The organism is Sodalis ligni (assembly GCF_016865525.2).
GTDB classification, from domain to species: domain Bacteria; phylum Pseudomonadota; class Gammaproteobacteria; order Enterobacterales; family Enterobacteriaceae; genus Acerihabitans; species Acerihabitans ligni.
Genome location: NZ_CP075169.1, coordinates 2,681,759 through 2,703,861 on the forward strand (window position 1 = coordinate 2,681,759; position 22,103 = coordinate 2,703,861).

At 59.3% G+C, this 22,103-nt stretch carries 19 protein-coding genes and 4 pseudogenes; 16 read left to right on the forward strand and 7 right to left on the reverse strand.

Translation table 11 applies throughout. From position 1 onward, the window contains the following. On the forward strand, positions 1-753 hold the full coding sequence (msrA, locus tag GTU79_RS12485; RefSeq protein WP_132921884.1) for a peptide-methionine (S)-S-oxide reductase MsrA: 753 nt from the start codon (positions 1-3) through the stop codon (positions 751-753). A 303-nt stretch (positions 754-1,056) separates the two neighbouring features. On the opposite strand, the pseudogene GTU79_RS12490 reads toward msrA, so the two are convergent. Further along, positions 1,057-2,668 (reverse strand): annotated as a pseudogene (locus GTU79_RS12490) (aldehyde dehydrogenase (NADP(+))). A gap of 184 nt (positions 2,669-2,852) precedes the next feature. After that, positions 2,853-3,707, reverse strand: coding sequence for an AraC family transcriptional regulator (locus GTU79_RS12495; protein ID WP_203521684.1), 855 nt, complete (start codon positions 3,705-3,707; stop codon positions 2,853-2,855). A gap of 281 nt (positions 3,708-3,988) precedes the next feature. Between GTU79_RS12495 and GTU79_RS12500 the strand changes: the two are divergent. From GTU79_RS12500 to GTU79_RS12565, 14 genes and pseudogenes are all read left to right on the forward strand, one after another. Beyond that, positions 3,989-4,937: pseudogene (locus GTU79_RS12500) on the forward strand (4-hydroxyproline epimerase). After that, positions 4,937-6,072, forward strand: a pseudogene (locus GTU79_RS12505) (NAD(P)/FAD-dependent oxidoreductase). Before GTU79_RS12500 ends, GTU79_RS12505 begins: the two co-directional pseudogenes overlap by 1 nt. Continuing rightward, on the forward strand, positions 6,069-6,314 hold the full coding sequence (locus tag GTU79_RS12510) for a (2Fe-2S)-binding protein (RefSeq protein ID WP_203521682.1): 246 nt from the start codon (positions 6,069-6,071) through the stop codon (positions 6,312-6,314). Before GTU79_RS12505 ends, GTU79_RS12510 begins: the two are co-directional and overlap by 4 nt. Positions 6,315-6,359: 45 nt before the next feature. Next, the gene (locus GTU79_RS12515; protein WP_214513998.1) at positions 6,360-7,670 is read left to right on the forward strand and encodes an NAD(P)/FAD-dependent oxidoreductase; all 1,311 of its coding nucleotides are present in this window, start codon (positions 6,360-6,362) and stop codon (positions 7,668-7,670) included. A 647-nt stretch (positions 7,671-8,317) separates the two neighbouring features. Then, positions 8,318-8,680 carry a hypothetical protein gene (locus GTU79_RS12520; protein ID WP_214513999.1) on the forward strand — a complete coding sequence of 121 codons (363 nt, stop codon included), beginning with the start codon at positions 8,318-8,320 and terminating at the stop codon, positions 8,678-8,680. Between the two features lie 585 nt (positions 8,681-9,265). Continuing rightward, positions 9,266-9,955, forward strand: a complete 690-nt coding sequence (locus GTU79_RS12525) for a GntR family transcriptional regulator (RefSeq protein ID WP_253073568.1) — start codon at positions 9,266-9,268, stop codon at positions 9,953-9,955. Positions 9,956-10,343: 388 nt separating this feature from the next. Further along, a complete protein-coding gene (locus GTU79_RS12530) occupies positions 10,344-10,964 on the forward strand; it encodes a transporter substrate-binding domain-containing protein (RefSeq protein WP_214514000.1) in 621 nt (206 codons plus the stop codon). Positions 10,965-11,009: 45 nt separating this feature from the next. Next, positions 11,010-11,153 (forward strand): hypothetical protein, encoded by a 144-nt coding sequence (locus GTU79_RS12535; protein ID WP_214514001.1) that lies wholly within the window; start codon positions 11,010-11,012, stop codon positions 11,151-11,153. Between the two features lie 14 nt (positions 11,154-11,167). Further along, positions 11,168-13,039, forward strand: a complete 1,872-nt coding sequence (gene lhpI, locus GTU79_RS12540; RefSeq protein ID WP_203521678.1) for a cis-3-hydroxy-L-proline dehydratase — start codon at positions 11,168-11,170, stop codon at positions 13,037-13,039. Further along, positions 13,032-13,697, forward strand: coding sequence for an amino acid ABC transporter permease (locus tag GTU79_RS12545; protein ID WP_203521677.1), 666 nt, complete (start codon positions 13,032-13,034; stop codon positions 13,695-13,697). Before lhpI ends, GTU79_RS12545 begins: the two co-directional genes overlap by 8 nt. A 10-nt stretch (positions 13,698-13,707) precedes the next feature. Next, positions 13,708-14,358, forward strand: coding sequence for an amino acid ABC transporter permease (locus GTU79_RS12550; protein WP_203521676.1), 651 nt, complete (start codon positions 13,708-13,710; stop codon positions 14,356-14,358). Beyond that, on the forward strand, positions 14,351-15,073 hold the full coding sequence (locus GTU79_RS12555; RefSeq protein ID WP_132921873.1) for an amino acid ABC transporter ATP-binding protein: 723 nt from the start codon (positions 14,351-14,353) through the stop codon (positions 15,071-15,073). The genes GTU79_RS12550 and GTU79_RS12555 overlap by 8 nt, the downstream gene beginning before the upstream one ends. A gap of 8 nt (positions 15,074-15,081) precedes the next feature. Then, positions 15,082-16,122 carry a trans-3-hydroxy-L-proline dehydratase gene (locus GTU79_RS12560; protein ID WP_203521675.1) on the forward strand — a complete coding sequence of 347 codons (1,041 nt, stop codon included), beginning with the start codon at positions 15,082-15,084 and terminating at the stop codon, positions 16,120-16,122. A 136-nt stretch (positions 16,123-16,258) separates the two neighbouring features. Next, entirely contained in the window at positions 16,259-17,176 is a 918-nt protein-coding gene (locus GTU79_RS12565; protein WP_132921871.1) for a dihydrodipicolinate synthase family protein, read from the forward strand. Positions 17,177-17,342: 166 nt separating this feature from the next. On the opposite strand, the gene GTU79_RS12570 is transcribed toward GTU79_RS12565, so the two are convergent. Both GTU79_RS12570 and GTU79_RS12575 read right to left on the reverse strand, forming a co-directional pair. After that, complete coding sequence (locus GTU79_RS12570) at positions 17,343-18,344, reverse strand: Ldh family oxidoreductase (protein ID WP_203521674.1); 1,002 nt, start codon at positions 18,342-18,344, stop codon at positions 17,343-17,345. 294 nt (positions 18,345-18,638) lie between these two features. Beyond that, positions 18,639-19,430, reverse strand: a complete 792-nt coding sequence (locus GTU79_RS12575) for an ROK family protein (protein ID WP_253073569.1) — start codon at positions 19,428-19,430, stop codon at positions 18,639-18,641. 483 nt (positions 19,431-19,913) lie between these two features. Here GTU79_RS12575 and GTU79_RS12580 point away from each other — a divergent pair, with 483 nt between their 5' ends. Beyond that, positions 19,914-20,891 carry an Rpn family recombination-promoting nuclease/putative transposase gene (locus tag GTU79_RS12580; protein ID WP_420854178.1) on the forward strand — a complete coding sequence of 326 codons (978 nt, stop codon included), beginning with the start codon at positions 19,914-19,916 and terminating at the stop codon, positions 20,889-20,891. Between the two features lie 97 nt (positions 20,892-20,988). Here the strand turns inward: GTU79_RS12580 and hypA are convergent, their stop codons facing one another. From hypA to hybE, 3 genes and pseudogenes are all read right to left on the reverse strand, one after another. Further along, positions 20,989-21,330, reverse strand: coding sequence for a hydrogenase maturation nickel metallochaperone HypA (gene hypA / locus GTU79_RS12585; RefSeq protein ID WP_203521672.1), 342 nt, complete (start codon positions 21,328-21,330; stop codon positions 20,989-20,991). Next, positions 21,323-21,484, reverse strand: a complete 162-nt coding sequence (locus GTU79_RS12590) for a hypothetical protein (protein ID WP_203523079.1) — start codon at positions 21,482-21,484, stop codon at positions 21,323-21,325. Before GTU79_RS12590 ends, hypA begins: the two co-directional genes overlap by 8 nt. A 270-nt stretch (positions 21,485-21,754) precedes the next feature. Then, positions 21,755-22,054, reverse strand: a pseudogene (gene hybE, locus GTU79_RS12595) ([NiFe]-hydrogenase assembly chaperone HybE); the annotation flags it as partial. Between the last annotated feature and the right edge of the window lie 49 nt (positions 22,055-22,103).

The window sequence follows — 22,103 nt, forward strand, 5'->3', positions numbered from 1 at the left end:
ATGACTAAACGCTTTTTCTTTCTCGCTTTCCGGGGCCGCCGCGGTGTTTTGGCGGCGGCAGTTGCCATTACCGCGCTGCTGTGGCAGTGCATGGCCTGGTCGTCGGGCGGCGCTGAAGACGCGGTAAAGATACCGCCCCCGGCCCGCGATGAGGCCGCCGCCACGGTGCATGCGGAGACCGCCGTGCTGGCGGGGGGCTGCTTTTGGGGCATGCAGGGGGTATTCCAGCATGTTAATGGCGTGACCGGCGTGGTGGCGGGCTATACCGGCGGATCGGCGCAAAATGCCAACTATAACGCCGTCAGCGGCGGCGACACTGGCCATGCGGAATCGGTGGAGGTGGTGTTCGATCCGACCAAGGTGTCCTACGGCACCCTGCTGCAGATCTATTTTTCCGTGGCCCACAACCCGACGGAGCTTAACCGGCAGGGGCCGGACAGCGGCACGCAGTACCGCTCGGCGATTTTTCCGCGCTCCGCCGCGCAGCAGCAGGTGGCGCAGGCGTATATCGCCCAGCTGAATGCCGCCCATGTGTTTGCCGCGCCGCTGGCGACCCGCCTCGAAAAAGGGGATTTTTACCCGGCCGAGGCCTATCACCAGAATTACCTGACCAATAATCCCGAGGCGCCGTATATCGTGATTAACGATTTGCCGAAGGTAGCGGCGCTCAAGCAGATTTTCCCGGCCCTGTATCGCGATGATCCTGTGCTGGTAAAAGTGCAGGAATCCTCTTATCGGCTGCCGCCGATATAAAGAGTGTCGCGCCTGGTTCCGGTCTTCCTTTGACAGGGTCGTTGCACCATCGGCGATGGCGGGCCTACCCTGGCATGGGGCGCTTCGCGGCCGACGATGGCCGCTCCGGCCCCATTGCCACGGTCTCCCGCTATTTGGTTGTTGCAGACGTATTCGACGGCTGAAAATTCACTCGAGGCTGGTAAGGAGGGGCAGGATGATAGAAGAGTAAACCATCCGCGCCAGGACGGCGCGGATCGAGCCTACATGGATGTATTTACGGCGTATTTACGATCTATCATCCTGACCCGACCGGACACGTCTTTAATCAGGCGTATTGCCTGTAATGGCATCCCTGGTATATTCGCCGTTCACCAGCCGCAGCAGGTTCAGCGGGTTGGCATCCTGCAGCGGCGGCGGCAAGAGTTCCGCCGGCCAGTTTTGCAGGCATACCGGCCGCTGAAAACGGCTGATGGCCAGGGTGCCGACGGAAGTGCCGCGGGCGTCGGAGGTGGCGGGCCAGGGGCCGCCGTGCACCATGGCGTCGCTCACTTCAACTCCGGTGGGGTAGCCGTTGAACAATACCCGTCCGGCCTTGTGCAGCAGGCGCCGGCACAGCGGGCTGGTCAGCGGTAAATCCGCCGGCTCCGCCAGGATCGTGGCGGTGAGCTGTCCCTGCAAATGATCAAGGACCACCAGCAGTTCCTCAAGATTAGCGACCGCCGCCACCACCGCCAGCGGACCGAAGACCTCCTCCTGCAATACCGGGTCTATCGCGGACAGCAGCAGATCTTTATCTCCCTGATAGAGACGGGACGCCGCCTGGTTATCCGCCGATTTGCCTTCTGCCAGCCGCCGCAGCGCCGGATGCCGGTCCCAGCGCGCCACGCCCTGCCGGTAATTTTCCAGGATGCCCGCATGCAGCATAAACTGCGGCGGGGCGGCATTGACCCACCGGGTCAATTGGCCGATAAACCGGTCAAAATCCTCTCCGGCCACGCCGATAATCAGACCCGGCTTGGTGCAGAACTGGCCCGCCCCCAGGGTAAAAGAGCCCACCAGGTCCTTGGCAATCTGTTCGCCCCGTGCCTTTAAGGCGTTGGGCAGCAGCAGCAGCGGGTTGACGCTGGACATCTCGGCAAACACCGGGATGGGCTGCGGCCTCCGGGCCGCCAGATCAAACAGCGCCCGTCCGCCTTTCAGGGAGCCGGTAAAGCCCACCGCCTGAATTTCCGGCGCCTGCACCAGTTCGGCGCCGATAAAGTCGCCATAAATCATGTTAAACACCCCGCCGGCAGGTTTTGCGCCAGCCGGGCCCGCTCAATGGCCAGGGCAATGCCTTCGGCGGTGGCCGGATGGCCGCTGTGGGCCTTGAACACTACCGTGCAGCCGGCCGCCAGGGCCGAGGCGGTATCGCCGCCGGCGGTGGAGAACGCCAGCGGAAATTGCTGGCGCCGAATACCGCCGCCGGGCCGAGGGGCAGTTGATACTGGCGCAGATCCGGCCGGGGCAGCGGCTTGCGGCCCGGCAGCGCCGTATCGATACGAACATTTTCCGTATCCCCGCGGGCCAGCAATCGGGCAAACAGGCGCAGCTGACCGCTGGTGCGGGCTTTTTCTCCCTGCAGACGGGGCAGGGGCAGAGCAGTTTCCAGATGTGCCAGCTGCAGGAAGCTGTCATCCAGGGCATCGATTTCGTCGGCGATGGCATTTAAAAACCGTGCGCGCTGGGCGCTGTCGGTCTGGCTGTAGGCCGGGAAGGCGGCAGCCGCGGCCTGCGCTGATAAGCGGGCTTCCTCGGGGGTGGCCTGTGCATAGTCATGGCCGGTGGGTTCGCCGGTGGCGGCGCACAGGCTGTGAATGATATCCCGGCCCGCGGCCACCCGTTCACCGGCGATAAACTGTCCGCCGGCGGCGGCGGTGTGTGAAACAGACATGGTGCTCCTCCCGATGGCAGGCGCGCATGAGGATGCCTGCCCTGTTGACGCATAGGGTTACCTTGACGGTTATTACCGGCGGCGGCTTGAGGATTTTCGACGTGCCTGCCGGCGAAATCGGCATAGCGGACGGCGTAGCACGGCATAATCGGCTTTCGCTAACGCGTGCGGCCGGATAAAGGTTTTATACCCGCAGGCTGGCGCGAAAATCGCTGGGGGTGGTGCCGGTCATGGCCTTGAACTGGCGGCTGAAGGCGCTGTGATCGGTATAACCGCACTGCAGGGCGATATCGGTGATGGGCAGGGCGCCGCTTAACAGCTCGGTGGCCTTCTCCAGCCGGATCTTGTGGATTATCTGGCGCGGGGTGAGCTGAAAAATACGTTTGCAGTAGCGTTCGATTTGCGCCACGGACAGGCCGGTAATCCGGGTCAGCTCTTCCATGGCCACCGGGCGATGGAAATTAAGCCGGATATGGTTCTCCATGGCGAGCAGGCTCTGGTAAGACGGGTGATTGGCGCGGGTCTCCTGGAGATCGTGGGAGATGCCCGCCATGCCGATTAGCCTGCCCTGGCGATCGTAGAGAGCCAGTTTTTGCGTCAGGCACCAGCCGGTTTTGCGGCCGCTGTAGAAATGCAGCTCCAGTTGATCCTCGATAGGCACGCCGGTGCGCATCACCTGGAAATCCTGCTCGATATAACCCACGCCCAGCCTGGAGGGAAATACCTGTGCCGAGGTTTTCCCCAGCAGCGCGTCGACGTTCTTGAATCCGCAGCGGGTCGCCAGGGTCTGGTTGGCCATCAGATAGCGCGCTTCGCCGTCCTTGATAAAAAATACCACGCCGGAAATGGCGTCCAGCAACGGCAGCAGCAGCGCGACGGCGTCCAGCAGGCTGTCCATGTCTTCGGGCCGACGCTGCGTCAGACCGGCACGGAGCGATGAAAACGTCCGGCGCGCGGACTGCGCATCGGCCGGGTTATCGCTGTCCTCGCCGCCGGCGGGTAGCCGTGAGGACGGAATATCAACTGGCGCTGACCACATAAGGACCGTCTCTTATCGCTGGATCAACAGGAAACTGGTGCAACAGGAATGAGGTAAGCATGCCTGTGCCGCCGGGTGGAGTAAAGCGTCCGGGCGATAGGATTTGATTATATAGGGTAAAATTCAAGTTGCCGGAAGGCTGCTACGTGAAGTATGGCGTGTATAAACCAGCGGCGGGGCTATGCCGTTTTCTCCATATGTGCTGTGGAAAGGCATCAAGCGCCGGCGGGGGCAATGGGTCCACTCTGCTTTAACACTCGCAAGAACCACCGGGGGCAGCTGTGACATTATCTTCTCGTTATACCGCGGCACGCGCCATCGATTCCCATACCGCCGGCGAACCGACCCGCCTTATCATCGAGGGATTTCCCGATCTAGGTCAGGGTAGCATGGCGGAACGCAAAGCGCGTCTGGCCGGGGAGTTCGACCCATGGCGAAAAGCCGTTATTCTCGAGCCGCGCGGCAACGATGTGCTGGTGGGGGCGCTGCTGTGTACCCCCTGTTCGTCCCGGGCCGCCGCCGGCGTGATCTTTTTCAATAACAGCGGCTACCTGGGTATGTGCGGCCACGGCACTATCGGTCTGGTGGCTTCGCTGGCCTATCTGGGACGGATTTCCGTGGGCGAGCACCTGATTGAAACGCCGGTGGGGATGTGCGGGCCACCCTGCACGACGACGGCAGCGTGACGGTGGAGAATGTGCCCGCCCGCCGTGCCGGACGGCAGGTGGCGCTGGAAGTACCGGGTTATGGCCGGGTCTGCGGCGATATCGCCTGGGGCGGCAACTGGTTTTCCTGATAAGCGGACACGGGCTGGCGGTGGATACCGGCAATCTGGAGGCGCTGACCGCTTACGGCTGGGCGGTGCGCCAGGCGCTGGAGCAGCATAATATTACTGGCGATGACGGCGGGCTTATCGATCATATCGAGCTTTTTTCCGACGATGCCCATGCGGACAGCCGCAGCTTCGTGCTCTGTCCGGGCAAGGCGTATGACCGTTCCCCTTGCGGCACCGGCACCAGCGCCAAGCTGGCCTGTCTGGCGGCGGACGGCAAATTGCAGCCCGGCGAGCAATGGCGGCAGGCCAGCGTTATCGGCAGTGAGTTTACCGCTTCGTACCGGCGTCTTGATGAGAATCAGATTATACCCTCCATTCGCGGCTCGGCGTTTGTCTGCGGCGACAACACCCTGCTGCTGGATAACCGGGACCCCTTTGTCTGGGGTATCGGCTGATGGGGCAAAGCCAGGAGGCCGATGCCATCGTTATCGGCGCGGGCATTATCGGCGCCGCCTGCGCCCGTCGCCTGGCGGCGGACGGCATGGACGTACTGCTGGTGGATAACCAGGGGAGCGGCGCCACCCAGGCGGGCATGGGGCATCTGGTGTGCATTGACGATAATCCGGCGGAACTGCGGCTTAGCAGCTACAGCCTTGGGCTGTGGCGGGAACTGGTGTCCGACTTGCCGGATGACTGTGCCTGGCGGGGATGCGGCACCCTGTGGCTGGCGGAAACCGACGAAGAAATGGACGTGGCGGCGGAAAAACAGCGGCGGCTGTCGCACTGCGGCGTTCACAGCGAAATGCTGACTCCGTCCCAGGTGGCGCAAATGGAACCCGCCCTGCGCTCCGGCCTGGCGGGGGGATTGCGGGTGGCGGGGGATGGCATTTTGTATGCCCGGCCGCCGGCCGCTGGCTGGCATCACATCCGGGCATCACCCGGTTGGCGGGGGAAGCGGCGGCCATTGAGGGAGACGTGGTGATATTGGCAAGCGGAGAGCGTCTAACGGCGCCGGCCATCGTCGTCGCCAACGGCCTGGGCGCCGATGCGCTGCTGGGCAGCCGTTTTCTGCGGGCTAAAAAAGGCCATTTGGCCATTACCGATCGCTATACCCCCATGGTGCGGCATCAACTGGTGGAACTGGGCTACGGCGCCAGCGCCCACGCCGCCAGCGGCACCTCGGTGGCGTTCAATCTGCAGCCCCGTCCTACCGGACAGCTGTTTATCGGTTCGTCGCGCCAGTTTGACTCTCTCGATCCGGCCGTGGACGGCGAGGTGCTGGCCGCCATGCTGGCGCGGGCGCGGTCATGGATGCCGGCGCTGGCGGAAATGAACATTATCCGTTGCTGGACCGGGTTTCGCGCCGCCGCCGCCGACGGCTTGCCGCTGCTGGGTCCTCACCCTGATTATCCCGGCCTGTGGCTGGCGCTGGGACATGAGGGGCTGGGGGTGACCACCGCCCTGGGCAGCGCCGCCATTATCGCCGCGCAAATCCGCCGACAGCGTCCGGAAATCGACGATACGCCCTATCTGCCGTCCCGGCTGTTCTCTGCGGATTTCACTCATCATCCGGTAGAGGAGGCGCAGTGACGCTGCTGATAACCATTTTGGTGGACGGGCAGGCTTTCACCGTGCCCGACGGGATAACCGTGGCGGCCGCCCTGGCCTATACCGATAAGCAGACCACCCGACGCTCGGTGTCCGGGCAGTGGCGAACGCCGTTTTGCGGCATGGGTATCTGCCAGGAGTGCCGGGTGACCATCAACGGGCTGCGCCGCCCGGCGTGCCAAACGATTTGCCGGGAAAACATGCATATCGAGAGGATTCAATAACCATGCCTGACCTGGATTTACGCCTGTCGAGAGGATTCAATGACCATGCCTGATCTGGATTTATATCTGTCGAGAGGTTTCAATCGGCTTGACCGGGATTTCAACTGTGAGCTGCTTATCGTCGGGGCCGGTCCGGCCGGCATGGCGGCGGCCTGCGCCGCGGCGAAAAGCGGCATAAGCATCATGATTCTGGATGACAATCCCTCTCCCGGCGGTCAAATCTGGCGCGATGGCCCGGCGGTAAGCCTGCCGGAGGAGGCCCGGCATTACCGGCGACAGCTTGAGCAACTGCCTAACGTCTCCTTGCTCTGCGGCGCCAAGCTTATCGCTACGGTGGGGGACAAAAAGTGGCTGTATGAGCAGGAAACCGCCAGCGGCATTATCCGCTATGAGCGGCTGATTCTTTGCAGCGGGGCGCGGGAACTGCTGCTGCCGTTCCCCGGCTGGACCCTGGCGGGGGTCAGCGGCGCGGGGGCGCTCCAAGCCTTTATCAAGAGCGGGCTGCCGGTGAAAGACCAAAGAATCGCCCTGGCAGGCAGCGGACCTTTGCTGCTGGCGGCGGCGCAGGCGGTCAAAAAAGCCGGCGGCCAGGTGGTTTTACTGGCGGAGCAGGCGCCTGCGTCGCGCCTGGCGCGGCTTTTTCTGAGCCTATGGCGCTGGCCGGACAAGCTGCAGCAGTCTTTTTCGCTGACCGATCCTCATTATCGGTTCAACAGCCATGTGCTGGCGGCGGAAGGCGAGGGCAAGGTAGAACGGGTGATTGTCCGCCAGGGACGGCGGCGCATCATCGTAGCGTGCGACCGGCTGGCTTGCGGTTTCGGCCTGCTGTCCAATATTGAACCGGCTCTGGTGCTGGGATGTGCCATTGACGGGCAGGCGATACGGGTAGATGAGTGGCAGCAAACCAGCCGGGCGGATATCTATGCCGCCGGCGAGTGCGCTGGGGTCGGCGGCAGCGAACTGGCGCTGGTGACCGGAAGCATCGCCGGCTATGCCGCCAGCGGCAATCGGGAAGCAGCCGCCAGGCTATGGCGGGAGCGCCGTCGCTGGCGGCGATTCGCCAATGCGATGGAGCGCGCCTTCCGTCTGGACAAAAGATTAAAGCAATTGCCGCGGCCGGACACCCTGGTGTGCCGCTGCGAAGATGTCGCCCTGCAGCAGATTTCCGGCGCGGCGGACTGGCGGCAGGCCAAAATCCACAGCCGTTGCGGCATGGGCGCCTGCCAGGGAAAAGTGTGCGGCGCCGCGACGCGCTTTTTGCTGGACTGGCCGCTGGCGACGCCCCGTGTGCCGCTGGCGCCCGCCAGGTTGAGCACCCTTATCAAGGCGTGGAGAGCGGAGGGAAAAGAGACCTGACCGGATATCGATAAGGAAATTGATATTCCCGGTGGTCATGACTTTCGACGTAAATCTTCAAAAGTGGCGGTTGAGTTTTGGTTAGCTAAACTATCCTCATTGTTTTTATGTGCATTGCCCTCTTGCTAACTTATGGTTACCATTAAATAGAAATGACCTTTTTTTGAAAGTCACCAGGCCAATTTTCATGCAAAATATGAATTGTTATTTTTAATTGAGATAAAATTATTATGCCGATTAATAATTATTTAATGAATTTAATTGATATGTCATTTAAAAACCCAGCTTCGGTTTATCAATGTGGACTGAACGAAATAGGAGTAACTTCAGGGGACACGGGCTCTCTGTGGAAAATAGTCCGCTGTCTCGTTCATCTACTATAGAAAAATCAATTCATTCAAAAGCTTAAAAATTTATCGTCGGAAACTCCTTGTTTACATAAAATTTTAATAAAGAACCCTTTTGAGGTTAAAATATCAGTCCATTTAAAAGAAGCAATGCCCTCTGTCTACGAAAAATTATTAGCTTCCGAAGGTTCAATAAATTTTGGTGATGATATTACCGGTTTTATGACAAGGAATATCATGTCATACGATTTTATTGTGGTGAATCCTATCACGTGGTTAATCTTTGGTTAAATCAAGATAATGTTGTCAGCAAAATCAGTGACACTCATGGCTGGCTGTCAATGTTGGGAAGCAAGGGGTGCTATCACCTGGATTTTTGGAAAAGTTGGGATTTCTTCTGATGATATCAAACAAGCAAGTCAAGAGCTGATTAAGTTAGAGCAAGAGCATAACTTAACTTTCCAAAGTTACCTGCAATGTGCATTGACTAATAGCTCTCTGATAGCACCAGGAAATCTTAAGGGTCTTATTCTAAATAAAGACTATGTTCTTTTGCAGCATTCCGCATCTGGTGGCTTGAAAAATATACTCAAAGAAGGGATTAGATCATTGGAGGGCATGTACTCTCAAGAAAATGCTTCCGATGAGGTAAAAACGTTATGAATTGAGGAAAGAGATATGCAGTAAGGGAATATCGAACGATCCTGGATTGATCTATTTTAGGCCAGTGAGTCAAAAAGGCCTATATTCAATGATGGTATAGTTATTGCGATAAAACCACAAAATGCTTTTGTTTATGAACAAGAGAATCGAGCCGATGGCACTTATAGTTCTTACATTAATTCAAAATACCTATAATAGATTATATAAACTTAGAGAACAGCGAAGGTCCAAATTATTCTGGTCATCATGTAAATACTTATATCCCAGAAGTGTGCATACGTGTAAACCATATCAAACCCGAATTTTTCTCACGCTTATAAATGATTCATCACATCAATGATTTTCAATCGGGCTGAAGCAGCGCGTACGTGATGCGCTGCTTCTTTGAATTTAAATAGCATGTTATCGGTTTGCCATGGCGATAACCGATAGGTCCTAAAGGGGCCTTTTCACGGAACTGCGACAGTAGACGAATACAGGGTCAATCAGAAACATGGAGTTTTTATCCCTTGACTTGTTCCGGGCCCGGAAGCATGTCAGGATACCGTTTCGTATACCATATCGCTTATTCCGTTTACTGAGGTCATGATGTCCCTTTCCTTGCTGAATCCACCGAATCTGGGTGCTGCGCCCTCGGCGTCGGAGGTGATCACCAAACATTTGCGTGAGGCGATTATCGCCGGCCATTTCGCCGACGATGAGCCGATCCGGCAGGATGATATCGCCCGTCTGTTCAACGTCAGCAAGATCCCGGTGCGCGAAGCGCTGAAGCGGCTGGAAGCCGAAGGGCTGGTGCAATTCTTCCGCCACCGCGGCGCGATGGTGGTACGTATCTCCGAGCAGGAGCTGGCGCAAATCTTTGAAGTGCGCATCCTGCTGGAAGTCCAGGCCATACGGCTGGCGCTGCCTAATCTCACCGCCGATCATCTGGCCCGGGCGCAGGCCATCTGCGATCAGTTTATCGCTGACGACGACGTGGGCCGCTGGGCGGAGCTGAACTGGGCTTTTCACTACTGTCTGTATGAAGCGGCGCAGCGCCCGTTTCTGGTGAACCTTATCCGTTCCATCCATGACAAGATTGAGCGTTTTTTGCGTATGCAGATGAGCCTGTCCCCGGACGGCAAGATGCGGGCCGACCGTGAACACCGGGCGATCCTCGCCGCCTGCGGGCAGGGAAACGAGGAACAGGTGACGCAGCTTATTGAACAGCACATCATCGGCGTGTGCCAGACGCTGCTCACCTATTTGCCCAAACCCCATGACCGCCGGTCCTAAAACGCGTAAAACCTCAGCGCAGCCGCTCAAACGACGCGGCGCCTTAAGCCGCTAAAGCCTGGTAGCGGCATGGACCTGCTGCGGAGCCGGCCAAACTCTTGTTGTCTTGATGGTCGCATATGCTCTTTCCATTGTTCCTCAGGGCGCCGGTTTGCACCATTAAAGCGCGCCAGCATGGCGCATGTCGCCTTTCCCATCCTGTCCCATTGACTGCCGCAGTTCCTCTCCAATCCGCCATAAATTTATTATTAACAATAGGTTAATAGATATCACCATTTTTTTTAACTGTGACCGCTATCGCGGCATGCTGATTGCATAATAGATATCGTATACGAAATTATGGCAGTCGCGTTTTCTCCCACTCCTTCCCAACCGTTAAGAGGTAGCCATGAAACGTCAGTCTCTCGCCGCAATCATTGCCAGCCTGATCTGTGCCTTTACCATTGCCCAGGCCCAGGCCGATAAACTCGATGACATCATCAACTCCGGTAAGCTGCGCTGCGCCGTTACCCTGGATTTCCCGCCCATGGGATCCCGGGACGCCGGTAATAATCCGGTGGGCTTTGATGTGGACTACTGTAACGATTTGGCGAAAACACTGGGCGTTACCGCCGAAGTAGTTGAAACGCCGTTCCCCGATCGTATCCCGGCGCTGATGTCCAATTGGGCCGACGTTATCGTCGCGTCCACATCCGATACGCTGGAGCGCGCCAAAACCATCGCCATGAGCATTCCCTATTTCGCCTTCCAGCAGGTGGTGCTGACCCGCGACGGCACCGGCATCAATACCTATAACGATATGAAAGGGCATCCGGTGGGCAATACCGCCGGCACCTTTGAGGGACTGGCGCTGGAAGCGGATGTGAAAAAATGGGGCGGCGGCAGCTTTAGAGCCTACCAGACCGAGAACGACACCATTCTGGCGCTGAGCCAGGGGCATATCGACGGTACGGTGGTCACCTTACCGTGGCCGCCGCGTCTATCAAAACCGGCAAATACAAAGGGCTGAAAGTGGTGGGCAATGCCCCTATGTCATTGATTACGTCTCCTGGGCGTGGCCCGCAATGAACTGGGCCTGCTGCATTACCTCAACCTGTTCGTTAACCATCAGGTGCGCTCCGGCCGCTATCAGGAACTGTATGCCAAATGGGTGGGCGGCACAGCGCCTAATCTGACCGTTCCCGGCGTCTATTACTGATCCGCGAGGCAGGCATGATAACAACGATGACGGCACGGGGGCGCTTTCTGATTACCGGCAGCGCCCGGGGCGAAGTGTTATTCAGCCATACCGGCCTGAGCTTCTGGGGCGGCGTTGACGGCGCCAGCGGCGACATCATCGATCATCATCATCCGCTCCACGGCCGCTCCCTGGCGGGCAAAGCGCTGGCGATACCCAGCGGACGCGGGTCCTGCACCGGCAGCAGCGTGCTGCTGGAGCTTATCCTCAACGGCCACGGGCCGGCGGCGCTGCTGCTGTCGCAAGCGGATGATATCCTGGCGCTGGGGGTACTGGTGGCGCGCCAGCTGTTTGCCCGCGACCTGCCGGTTATCGCCCTTGATCAGGACACCTTCGGGAAACTAGCGGAGTGCCTGCGGGTGGACATCGGCGATGACCGGCTGCGGGCCTTCTGCCAGGACGGGCTGTGTTGCCTGGATGTTCCGCTGACCCGGCCCGAGACCGGACTGTTCGTCTTAAGCGGCGAAGATTGCGCCATGCTGGCGGGAGACCAGGGCGAATCGGTGCGGCAGGCTATGGAAATCGTGGTGTATATGGCGCGGCTGCAGCAGGCGGCGGGACTGATTTCCGTGAGCCAGGTGCATATCGACGGCTGTATCTATACCGGCAGCGCCAGCCTGGCCTTTGCCCGGCAATGGCTGGACTGGGGCGCCAGAGTGCGGGTGCCCACCACCCTTAACGCGGTGTCGGTGGATTGCCGCCGCTGGCGGGAGCTGGACATCGATCCTGCGGAAGGGGAGCCGGCAAGCCAACTGGCGCAAGCCTATCTGCAATTGGGGGCGACGGGCAGCTTTACCTGCGCCCCCTATCTGCTCTCCAGCGCGCCAAGGGCCGGCGAACATATCGCCTGGTCAGAGTCCAACGCCGTGGCCTTTGCCAACAGCGTGCTGGCGGCGCGAACCCAGAAATACCCTGATTTTCTCGATTTGTGCATCGCCCTTACCGGCCGGGCGCCTCTCTGGGGTCCGCATCTTGACGCGTCGCGCCGCGCCGAGGTGCAAATCGACGTTCCGCTGCCCGCGGAGGCGGACGATTCCCTCTATCCGCTGCTGGGGCATATGGCAGGGGAGCTGTCCCCCAACCATATCCCGGTGATCTGCGGCCTGGAACACAGCGGGATGAGCCGGGATGATTTGAAAGCCTTCAGCGCCGCCTTCGCCACCACCTCGGCGGCGCCGATGTTTCACATCGCCGGCGTTACACCCGAAGCAACCGTTCCGGCGGACGCGCTTGGCGGCCGGCCCCCCCTGCGGCATTACCGCTTGACCATGGCGGACCTGTTGTCGGCCTGGCAGGCGCTCAATACCGCTATTGATAGTGGGGTACAGCTGGTGGCCTTGGGCAATCCCCATCTGTCCCTGACGGAATATGCCCGGCTGGCGCAGCTGTGCCGGGACGGGGAACGGCACCCGGATGTGGCGCTGGTGCTCACCAGCGGCCGGGAGGTGCATCGCCAGGCCGAACAGGCCGGCTATGTGGCGACCCTTGAGGCCTTCGGCGCCCGATGCATCAACGATACCTGCTGGTGCATGCTGCGCCGTCCGGTGGTGCCGGCGCATGCCGACACGTTAATGACCAACTCCGGCAAATATGCCCACTACGCCCCGGGGCTGGTGGATTGCCGCGTTCATTTTGCCTCGCTGGCGGACTGTATCGCGGCGGCCCGCCAAGGCTACGCCGAAATTTCGCCGCCCCGCTGGCTGATGCCGCCCGCCGACGCTTTGGGCCACAGGGCCGACGACAGGGTCCACGGCGCAGCCAACGGTACGGCCAAGGTTTCAACCGATGGCGCGATCACGGGTACAACGATCACGGGTACAACGGGAGGCTCGCAAACGGATGCTTAATTACAGTTTTCACTGGAATGCCGCGTTCCGCGCCTTGCCGGAGATGCTGGCGGGCAGTTGGATCACCTTTTACACCGCCGTGCTGTCCATGGTGCTGGGGGTGATCATCGCCCTGCTGCTGACCATGATGCGCGTCGGTCCCTGGCGTATTCTGCGGATGTTTGCCGAGGCCTGGGTGTCGCTGGCCCGCAATACCCCCGCGCTGTTCCAGGTTTACATTCTGTACTTCGGCCTCGGCGCCTTTGGTTTTTATGTGAGTTCCTGGATTGCGCTGCTGCTGGGTATTACGTTCAACAACGCCGGTTATCTGGCGGAAAACTTTCGCGGCGGCCTGCGGGCGGTACCGGAAACCCAGATGCGGGCCGCGCGTTCCCTCGGCATGACGTCTTTCCAGGCCTGGCGGCTGATTGTGATGCCGCAGTTATTGCGGGTGGTGTTCTACCCGATGACCAACCAGATGGTGTGGGCGGTGCTGATGACTTCCCTGGGGGTAGTGGTGGGGCTGGACAACGATCTCACCGGCGTAACCCAGGCCTGGAACGTCAAGACCTACCGGACGTTTGAGTTTTTCGCCATTGCCGCCGCGCTCTACTACCTGATTGCCAAAGCCGTGATGCTGGTGGGCCGGCTGATGGCCTGGAGACTGTTCCGTTACTGAGGGCAACATTATGTTTAGCACCAGCCTTACCGGTACCGATTTGCTCTACCTGCTGCAAGGGGCGGGGGTAACCCTGGAACTGACGCTGTGCGCCATGCTGGCGGGCACCGTGGTCGGCGTGGTTATCGGCATTCTCTATACCCTGCTGCCCCGGCTCTCCATCCCGTTGGCCTGGTTTATGGATATTTTCCGCAGCGTGCCGCTACTGATCCAGTTCGTGCTGTTCAACGCCTTCAAAAGCATTATCGGCCTTAACTGGAGCGCCTTTGCCGTCGCCTGCGTGGTGCTGGGCATCTATACAGCCTCCTTTTGCGGGGAAATCGTCCGCGGCAGCGTGTTATCGGTACCGGATAATCTGCAACGGGCCGGGCGCTCCCTGGGTATGAGCCGGGGCCAGTCCCTGCGCCATATCGTGCTGCCGCTGGCGCTGCGGGTGGCTTTTCCCAGCTGGCTGAGCCTGTCGTTATCCGTGATGAAGGACACTGCGCTGGTGATGTGGATCGGCATCATCGAATTGCTGCGGGCCTCGCAAAACATTATTACCCGCATTCAGGAACCGCTGCTGGTGCTGTGCATCGCCGGGGCCATGTATTACCTGATGAGCCTGGTTATCGCGCGTATCGGCGTCCGGCTGGAAAAGAGGTGGCAGGAAAATGATTGAAATAAAAGAATTGCACAAGTCCTACGGCAACCTTGAAGTGGTGAAGGGTGTTGACCTGACGGTGAACAAAGGCGAAGTGCTGTCGATTATCGGCGGTTCCGGCTCGGGAAAATCCACCCTGCTGATGTGCATTAACGGTCTCGAACCCATTCAAAAAGGCCGGATACTGGTGGACGGCGTTGAGGTTCACGACCGCCGCACCGATTTGAACAAGCTCCGCTGCAAGATAGGTATCGTATTTCAGCAGTGGAACGCCTTTCCCCACTTGACGGTGCTGGAGAACGTTATGCTGGCGCCGCGAAAGGTGCTGGGAAAAAGCAAACAGGAAGCGGAAGAGATGGCGGTGCGCCAACTGACGCACGTCGGCCTGGCGAACAAGCTGTCGGTTTATCCCAGCCGCCTTTCCGGCGGACAGCAGCAGCGCATGGCTATTGCCCGGGCGCTGGCGATGTCGCCGGATTATATGCTGTTCGACGAGGCCACATCCGCTCTCGATCCCCAACTGGTGGGGGAAGTCCTGGATACCATGCGGCTTCTGGCGGAAGAAGGCATGACCATGATCCTGGTAACCCATGAAATTCGCTTCGCCCGCGACGTCTCCGACCGGGTGGCGTTTTTCCATTACGGACGGGTCCATGAAATCGGCACGCCGGATCAGGTTATAGGCCAGCCTCAGCGTCCTGAAACGGCGGAATTTCTAAAATCGGTGAGATAGGGGAGTCTATGCGTTCAGCCAAAATCATTCATGTCGTCAGCTGTCATGCGGAAGGGGAAGTGGGGGATGTGATCGTCGGCGGCGTGGCGCCGCCGCCGGGGGAGACCCTTTGGCAGCAGTCCCGCTGGATAGCCCGTGACGAAACCCTGCGCAATTTCGTCCTGAACGAGCCGCGCGGCGGGGTCTTCCGCCATGTCAACCTGCTGGTGCCGCCGAAAGATCCCAGGGCGCAGATGGCCTGGATTATTATGGAACCGGCGGATACGCCGCCCATGTCCGGATCGAATTCCCTGTGTGTCGCCACCGTATTGCTCGACAGCGGCATCCTGGAGATGCATGAACCGGAAACCCGGCTGGTGCTGGAAGCACCCGGCGGTTTAATCGAGGTGCTGGCACACTGCCGCAACGGCAAGACCGAATCGGTAGAGGTGCGCAACGTGCCTTCTTTTGCGGACAAACTGGATGCCGCGCTGGAGGTTCCCGGCATCGGCACCTTGCAGGTGGATACCGCTTACGGCGGCGACAGCTTTGTGATTGTCGACGCCCAAAAGCTGGGATTCGCCCTGACCGCCGATGAAGCCGCCGATCTGGTGGCCACTGGCATAAAGATTACCCGTGCCGCTAATGAACAGCTGGGGTTTGTCCATCCGCTTAATCCGGACTGGGATCATATCTCCTTTTGCCAGTTAGCCTCGGCGGTTAAGCGCGATCAACAGGGGCTGAGCGCCACCAACGCGGTGGTGATTCGTCCGGGTAAAATCGACCGCTCCCCCTGCGGCACCGGCTGCTCGGCGCGCATGGCGGTCCTGCACGCCAAGGGCATGCTGCAGGTGAATGAGCCGTTTGTCAGCCATTCCATTATCGGTTCCACGTTTCACTGCCGCATTGACGGCCTGACCGACGTGGCCGGCAGAGTGGCCATTCTGCCACGCATTGCCGGCCGGGCGTGGATTACCGGCACCCACCAACTGCTGTTGGATCCGGCTGACCCCTGGCCGCAGGGCTATCGCCTGTCCGACACCTGGCCGGTGGGAATCACGAATTCTTAAAGGACACAGCGGATGCTATCCGTTGAGTGTTTAACATTTATACCCGATAGATTTCGAGTCGCAGCCAACACCGCTGCGGCTCGAAAGATAAAGGGTATAGTATACGAAATACCATTTGATTGAGAGGTGATATAGCATGGCGCAACAGGTTAGCTGGAGTGGGGTATTCCCTGCCGTTACCACCCAATTCAACGAAGATTTTTCCGTGAATCTGGAGGCCACCCATCAGGTGATCAATGGGCTTATCCGAGACGGGGTGTCCGGCCTGGTGATTTGCGGCACGGTGGGTGAGAACACGTCGCTGAGCATGGCGGAGAAGGTCAGCATCGTGGAAATGGCCAAAGACGCCGCCAAGGGACGGGTACCGGTGATTTCCGGCATCGCCGAGTTTACCAGCGCCAACGCCCTGACGATGGCCAAAGAGGTGCAGCGTATCGGCGCGGACGGCATTATGCTGATGCCGGCGCTGGTTTACTCGTCCAAGCCCTTTGAAACCGCGGCCCATTACCGCACCGTGGCCAGCGGTATTGATTTGCCGGTGATGGTGTATAACAATCCGCCGGTGTATAAAAACGACGTGACGCCGGATATTCTGATTTCCCTGGCGGATTGCGACAACATCGTTTGTTTTAAAGATTCCTCCGGCGATACCCGCCGTTTTATCGACGTGCGCAATGAGGTGGGGGATCGGTTTATCCTATTCGCCGGGCTGGACGATGTCGTGCTGGAGAGCATCGCCGTCGGGGCGGTGGGCTGGGTATCGGGGATGTCCAATGCGTTCCCGAAAGAGGGTGAAACCCTGTTCCGGCTGGCGAAAGCCGGGCGCTTTGCCGAAGCGATACCGTTATATGAGTGGTTTATGCCGCTGCTGCATTTGGATGCCCGGCCTGATTTGGTGCAGTGCATCAAGCTGTGCGAAGCCATCATGCAGCGGGGTTCGGCCCTGACCCGCCCGCCGCGGTTGGCGTTGCAGGATGAGGAGCAGCGATATATCGAAAAAATCATGCAGCACGCTCTGGCCCATCGCCCGCAGTTGCCGGATGTCGGTTTATAAGCAAACCGTCCGGGCCGGGTCTGGGCAACTCTGTCCGGGCCCTTTAAAACGCGCCGCGGCGTGATACTCTGCTCGGGCCCACCGGGTCTCTCTGTCGTGATTGGCTGCGGATTCACATGACCCCGGCGCCACTGTTGCAGTTGCGGGATAACGCCGGGGCCTTCTTTTAGTCCAGCAGCGCCAGCAAATCCCGATAAAGCGCATCCGGCAGGGTGATTCCTTGTGCCAGACTGCGCTGCCGGGCTTCATAGCGCCGCTGAGAAGGCAGGCGGCCGTTTTGCGCCATGGCGGCGAACAGCGGTTCGGCGCGGGCCAGGTGTTCCTCTGCCTGGGCGCCGAGAAAACGCCTGGGGTCGAGGATGATAATCAGCTCGCCGTGATAGGGCAGCGCGCCGGCGCCATTGTCCCAGGCACGGGATTCGGCGCTGGTGAAATCGCCGATCAGGGGGCCGGCAATCAGTTCGATCATGGCGGACAGCGCCGATCCTTTATGGCCGCCGAAGGTTAGCATGGCGCCGGCCAGGATGGCGGCGGCATCGGTGGTGGGTTGGCCCTTATCGTCAATGCCCCAGCCGGGGGGAACCGGTTTTCCTTCCCGACGGTGCAGCTCGATTTCACCCCGGGCGATGGCGCTGGTGGCGAAATCGAACACGAACGGCAACTGTCCGGTTCGGGGCCAGCCGAAAGCGAAAGGGTTGGTGCCGAACAGGGGTTTGCTGCCGCCCGCCGGCGCCACCCAGGCGTGGCTGGGGGTGCAGGCCAGCGCCACCATGCCGGCGGCGGTGATTTCCTCGATTTCCACCCAGAGGGCGGAAAAATGTACGCAGTGATTGATGGCAAAGGCCGCTAAGCCGTTTTGCCGGGCTTTTTCCAGCGCCGGAGACAGGCCGCGGCGAAAAGCCAGCGGGGAGAAGCCGCCTTTGGCATCCACCTTCAGCAGCGCGGGGGCGATGTCGTGGGTTTCCGGCTGTGCGTCCGCCACCGCTTTGCCGGCCTTGAGCGTGGCGATGCAGCCCAGCAGGCGGTATAAGCCATGGGAAGCGCATTCGTCCCGTTGGCCGGCCGCCATGGTGTCGGCGATGGCGTCCGCGTGGTCTTCACTGAAGCCATGATGGCGCAAGATAGTGTGCGCCAGGGCGCGTGCGTCGTCTAATGAGAGCTGTGCCATGAAAGTCCTCGATTTCCGGTCTGTTGAACGACTTTCCCATGATTGACCCCGCCATGCTTGTGAGTATTCATCATCAAGATTGTCGATTCCGGCATAATCGACGCTGATTACCAGAGGCGCGGTTTCCCTTTAACACGCTCGCTGCACGTCCGGTGATCGCGGGCCTACCGTGCCATGAGGCGCTCCGGCGGGCGGGAAAACCACGCCCGCTTCGACCTTATTGGCGCGGTCTCCCTTTTACACGAACAGTTGCACGCTTCAGTGGTTGCGGGTCTCCCGCGCCCGCGTGTGGGCCTACACCATCCTGGCCAGTACCGATGCGCCAACCAGTCCGCCCTGGGTGAGGAATTTGCCGGGCGTCACCAGGGGCCGGTCGTAACGATGCAGTACCCCAGCGCGTGCCTGTTTGTCCAGTGCGGCAATCAGCGGTGCGGAGGAGGCCAGGCCGCCGCCGGCGACGATTTTCGACGGTCCGAGAATATTCACCAGCAGCGCCAGCGGTTCGGCCACCAACTGAAGCCAGGCGTTCACCGTCAGCGTGCTGTCCGGCTGTTGATTAAGCCAGCCATCGACGATCTCCATGCTGGAGCGGTCCCGCTGGTGGAAATGGCGGTGCAGCCGCTCCATGCCGCGGGCGCCGCCGAGGGTGTCGAGACAGCCGATTTGTCCGCAGGGGCAAGACAGACGGGGAATGGGATAGGTTTTTCCGTTAAGCGCCAGCTCAGTGCGGGTAATGGCGCCGTGGCCCCATTCACCGGTGACGCCGCCGTGGCCGCGCACCAGTTGGCCGTTAATCACCAGTCCGCCGCCGACGCCGGTGCCGAGGATTATCCCCGCCACTACCGTACAACCTTGTGCTTCACCGGCATGGGCTTCGGCCAGGACAAAACAGTCCGCATCGTTGGCGGCGCTGACCGGACGGTTTAAGGCCGCGCTGAGTGCCGCCGCCAGTGGCCGGCCGGTAAATGCCGGGATGTTTACCGACAGCAGTTCGCCGGTTTGCGATGAAATCAATCCGGCGGTGGACAGCGCCAGCGGGGTGTGCGGCGGTAAACCCGCGCCATAGTGTGTTATCAGGGATTGCATGGTCGTGACCACATCGGCCCATGATGCGGTGGGGTGGGTACTTTTGTGGTTTCCTCGACGTCGCCGACGCGGCGGGAGACGCCGAATTTGATAAAGGAACCGCCGATATCGGCGCAAAACCGCTGAATCCTCGGCGATGATGGCAGATGAGCTCATAAGCCTGTTTCCGGTAAGTCCTGGACCGTTTCTAAATAATCCGCCATCGGCCAAAGAAGCGTTGTTGCCGTGGGAGGGATCGGAGAAAAGCAACCGTATGCTGACCTGATTAGCTGCCACGCATTATGTCACACCATTGATATTGCCTACTACCCTCATTAATCCAGAAGCATTTATCTTATCTACTTAGATCAATGTCGCTGATAATTAGATAAAGAGCAGCCGCGTTGCATTAGATTGCGAAACTCCCCGAAATTTTTTTACGTGCCCGCCATGGTACGAACGGTATTTATATTCGGTATATAGGGGCGGCGCTACATTGCGTTGATGAACACGTTCCCCACACCTCATGATTCTTTATTCAGAAAATTTTTCAGCGATGCCAGCGTCGTCGAGGATTTTCTGCAAATACATTTGCCGTCGGCGCTGCGGGAAATGTGCGACCTCGGCACGCTGGCGGTCACCTCCGGCTCCTTTGTCGAGGATGACATGCGCGCCCAGTACTCGGATATGCTTTACATGTTGCAGACCTCGGAAGGAGTAGGATATGTCTACTGCCTCATCGAGCATCAGTCCAGCGCGGACGAGATGATGGCATTTCGCCTGCTGCGCTACAGCATAGCGGCCATGCACCGCCATCTTGAGCAGGGCCACAAAAAACTGCCGTTGGTCATACCCTTGCTGTTTTATCACGGACGCCAAAGCCCCTATCCGCACAGCCTTCGCTGGCTGGACTGTTTCCACAATCCGGCATTGGCGCAGGCGCTGTACGTTGAGGCATTTCCCCTGGTGGATGTCACGGTGATTCCTGACGATGAAATCAAAACCCATCGGAAGGTTGCCTTGCTGGAGTATGTGCAAAAGCATATCCGGGCAAGGGATATCAACACCCGATATGTGGATATCGTCTTTTTGATCAAGCTGGCGCAGCCCAGTAAAGATCAGGTTAAATCGCTGCTTAACTATCTGGCGAAAGAGGCAGATCCCCTTGACTTGAATGCCTTTATACGTATTCTTATCGAAAATACACCACGTTACAGGGAAGAAATGATGACTGTTGCAGAACAACTAAAACAGATTGGACGCGAGATTGGACTGCAACAAGGGCTACGATTAGGACATAATGAAGGTCGCATTGAAGGACGTACTGAAGGTCGTATTGAAGGACGTAACGAACAGGCAAGAAAAATTGCTCTTAACATGCTGGCTTTAGGTATGGATCGCGTTACGATTGAGCGCGTTACTGGTTTTAGCAGGCAAGATCTTGCTGACCTGGCGGATTCTGATTTACCTGCCGGTCACTGAGCCGGGGTCTTGGCTAAGACGGTCAACATGTTCAACGTGGGGGCGATTGAGATGCGCCCGGTTTATGCGTTAACTCAGGTACGATCGGCATTGGGTGTTAGTCTATTTCGATTTGTTTAACCTGCAGTTGGTCGCCGCTTTCCACCCGCAGGGCATGGCTGCCGCACTGGGGGCAACCGCTGTCATAACCTTGGACGGATACCCGCGTGCCGCACTGCCAACACCAGGCTTGTGCCGGGGCATAGCTCACGTGCAGCCGGCAACCTTCCGCCTGGCTATGGCGGCAGGCGGAGTCAAAGCAAAAACGCAATGCCTCTTCTTCAATACAGGAAAGGGCGCCGATTTCCAGCCATACGCCGGTTATCCGGTTGCCGCCATGACGCCGTGCTTGATCTTCAATCAGCTCCAGCGCGCTCAGGCAAAGAGATATCTCATGCATTGCGCTGTCCCAAAACGTGGGTGAATAAGCCGCGCAGGCGCGCATCGGCCGGGACGTCGGCATTCTTTACCGGCAGCGCCAGCACCATGCGCACGCACTGCTGTGCCAGCATGACGGCCGGTTCGGCGGCCAGAGCCGCCGGCAGCGGAGACATCAGCGAACAGCTGAGATATTGACCGCCACCGTCGCTTTCGCCCAGCGAATCACCGTCGCTTTCGCCCAGCGAACTACCGTTGATGTCGCCCAGCGAATCACCGTCGCTTTCGCCCAGCGAACTACCGTTGATGTCGCCCAGCGAATCACCGTCGCTTTCGCCCAGCGAATCACCGTCGCTTTCGCTCAGCGAACTACCGTTGATGTCGCCCAGCGAATCACCGTCGCTTTCGCTCAGCGAACTACCGTCGATGTCGCCCAGCGGTTGACCGTCGATTTCTCCCAGGGTAAAGGTGATATTGCCGCAGGGCAGGGCCAATGCCAGACGCGAGCCCTCCGGACGGCGGGGCCATAGCTGTCCTGGCCCGGGGAGCACCAGGAGGCTCAGCATCCAGGGTGTCAGCAGGGCGCCGATCCATTGCCGTTCATACCGTTGAAACCCGCAGGCGCGGATAGGGATTTGCGGGCGATAAAACGGCAGGGTGCGCATTTCACCCGCGGCAATGCGGCTGAACAGGCGCTCCAGCAGCGGCTGCGGATTTTGCTCAAACCCAGGAATATATTCAAGCATGCCGTTTGTTCCTCGATCTCGCGTTATGTTCGGACATACCGGTTCTCCT

What these genes read in the sequence shown, in the direction of transcription:
- GTU79_RS12575 (WP_253073569.1), bottom strand. Translation starts at nt 19,430, where the DNA reads ATGCAATCCCTGATAACACACTATGGCGCGGGTTTACCGCCGCACACC.
- GTU79_RS12555 (WP_132921873.1), top strand. Translation starts at nt 14,351, where the DNA reads ATGATTGAAATAAAAGAATTGCACAAGTCCTACGGCAACCTTGAAGTG.
- GTU79_RS12560 (WP_203521675.1), top strand. Translation starts at nt 15,082, where the DNA reads ATGCGTTCAGCCAAAATCATTCATGTCGTCAGCTGTCATGCGGAAGGG.
- GTU79_RS12495 (WP_203521684.1), bottom strand. Translation starts at nt 3,707, where the DNA reads ATGTGGTCAGCGCCAGTTGATATTCCGTCCTCACGGCTACCCGCCGGC.
- GTU79_RS12550 (WP_203521676.1), top strand. Translation starts at nt 13,708, where the DNA reads ATGTTTAGCACCAGCCTTACCGGTACCGATTTGCTCTACCTGCTGCAA.
- GTU79_RS12515 (WP_214513998.1), top strand. Translation starts at nt 6,360, where the DNA reads ATGCCTGATCTGGATTTATATCTGTCGAGAGGTTTCAATCGGCTTGAC.
- GTU79_RS12530 (WP_214514000.1), top strand. Translation starts at nt 10,344, where the DNA reads ATGAAACGTCAGTCTCTCGCCGCAATCATTGCCAGCCTGATCTGTGCC.
- GTU79_RS12520 (WP_214513999.1), top strand. Translation starts at nt 8,318, where the DNA reads ATGTTGTCAGCAAAATCAGTGACACTCATGGCTGGCTGTCAATGTTGG.
- GTU79_RS12565 (WP_132921871.1), top strand. Translation starts at nt 16,259, where the DNA reads ATGGCGCAACAGGTTAGCTGGAGTGGGGTATTCCCTGCCGTTACCACC.
- GTU79_RS12570 (WP_203521674.1), bottom strand. Translation starts at nt 18,344, where the DNA reads ATGGCACAGCTCTCATTAGACGACGCACGCGCCCTGGCGCACACTATC.
- GTU79_RS12525 (WP_253073568.1), top strand. Translation starts at nt 9,266, where the DNA reads ATGATGTCCCTTTCCTTGCTGAATCCACCGAATCTGGGTGCTGCGCCC.
- msrA (WP_132921884.1), top strand. Translation starts at nt 1, where the DNA reads ATGACTAAACGCTTTTTCTTTCTCGCTTTCCGGGGCCGCCGCGGTGTT.
- GTU79_RS12545 (WP_203521677.1), top strand. Translation starts at nt 13,032, where the DNA reads ATGCTTAATTACAGTTTTCACTGGAATGCCGCGTTCCGCGCCTTGCCG.
- lhpI (WP_203521678.1), top strand. Translation starts at nt 11,168, where the DNA reads ATGATAACAACGATGACGGCACGGGGGCGCTTTCTGATTACCGGCAGC.
- hypA (WP_203521672.1), bottom strand. Translation starts at nt 21,330, where the DNA reads ATGCATGAGATATCTCTTTGCCTGAGCGCGCTGGAGCTGATTGAAGAT.
- GTU79_RS12580 (WP_420854178.1), top strand. Translation starts at nt 19,914, where the DNA reads ATGAACACGTTCCCCACACCTCATGATTCTTTATTCAGAAAATTTTTC.
- GTU79_RS12590 (WP_203523079.1), bottom strand. Translation starts at nt 21,484, where the DNA reads ATGTCTCCGCTGCCGGCGGCTCTGGCCGCCGAACCGGCCGTCATGCTG.